Raw genomic sequence first — 1,417 nt, forward strand, 5'->3', positions numbered from 1 at the left:
CGTTATGTTCCGTCCTAACTGGGTTAACGAGAGTTGATTGCCATCGAGTAAAGACTCAGTAGCAACCATCAGAGAATTAAGGCGTTTTTGGTGTATTTGAGGGCATTGTTTTTTGAGTAAATCGTGTAATATGTCGATATCACGCATGATGTTGGATCTAGTAGGTTTTTGGCGAAATTGATTAGATCAAACAGCATCATGCGTGTCTACTTATTTGAATCCCATCGAATTTATGTGGGGATTCGCTAGAGCGCGGCGTTAGCCATCTTAATGAGAATCAAGCATGTCTGAAAAATCACCATTATTTATAAGTTCCATGGAACTGCTGGGGCATGCAGTCGAACTTCTGGAACTCGACGATGAAAAGAAGAATAAATTTATTGTTCTGCATATAAGTAATGCTGTGGAGCTATTACTGAAAGATATGGTCATTGACATAGGCCAATCTATATATGAAAGCAACAACAAGAATACGATAGTCGTCTGGAAGGCCTTTTCTATCCTTGAGTCCCATGGCATAAAGATCAAGCACAGGCCAAATATTGAAATGCTGATAGATGATAGAAATGTAATTCAGCATAAATTTGGCTACCCGAGTCGTGAGTCAGTTCTGTACTACATCGAATTTGTAATTGATTTATTTCGTGCGTGTATGCACGATCATTACTCAATTGAGTTTGATGAGATCGCCGAAGAATATTTTTCAGACAATGGAATGCAGCTAATTGGATTAGGTGATGAAGATGTATTCTCAAAAGTTGATGCCATTGCTAAATATGACATGCTTTCTGCAATTTCCACAGCATACTCATTGCTTGAGGCAAAATCTCATGAATTGTTAGGGCATGATGAATTATCAAGGCCGGTGATGATTTGGCATGACAAACGATTTTATTCACTTCTTAAGCTTATCGATCCCTCTGTCATGGAAAATAAGCGGCCTAGAGAGTTTTTTGACTCGATACGTCAGCTAAGGAATATATCTGTTCACCGGCAGCATCATAATCCGGAAGAGCACGATCAGGTGTTGGATGCTGGGCTAAAGAAGATAAAAACCTTATACAATGCCATAAGCGATATACCCGAGGAAAAAATCGCTAAAGTAGTTAAAAATGGCTAACAAAACATTGCAGCGGACAAGCCGCTGAATGCGGCGTTACCCATAGAGATTTTAATCCGAAATTCACGAATTAGAGTTAGGAATCTAACACGCTTTTGTCCGTGCGACCTGAGGTCGTATGAAGCGCTGTTCACAGCGATAAGAGTGAACCATCTGTATCACCAGATGACCCTAAGACTCTGAATAAAGCAGCGAGTCTGACAATGTAACGATATTTGGCTTTATGCCGAATGGGAACAGAATCGTGAGAGGACGTTCTTCCTGATAACCACAATCGGGTAAGTGCTAGGGTGTCAG

General features: G+C 40.4%; 1 protein-coding gene and 1 pseudogene. One reads left to right on the forward strand and one right to left on the reverse strand.

The window, feature by feature from the left end:
• Window positions 1-147 (reverse strand): annotated as a pseudogene (locus L5L97_RS22735) (IS4 family transposase); the annotation flags it as partial.
• A gap of 136 nt (window positions 148-283) precedes the next feature.
• Between L5L97_RS22735 and L5L97_RS22740 the strand changes: the two are divergent.
• A complete protein-coding gene (locus L5L97_RS22740) occupies window positions 284-1,120 on the forward strand; it encodes a hypothetical protein (protein WP_263176044.1) in 837 nt (278 codons plus the stop codon).
• Window positions 1,121-1,417 lie beyond the last annotated feature (297 nt).

Source organism: Shewanella sp. SM71 (assembly GCF_025653905.1).
In the GTDB taxonomy this organism is placed as follows: domain Bacteria; phylum Pseudomonadota; class Gammaproteobacteria; order Enterobacterales; family Shewanellaceae; genus Shewanella; species Shewanella oncorhynchi.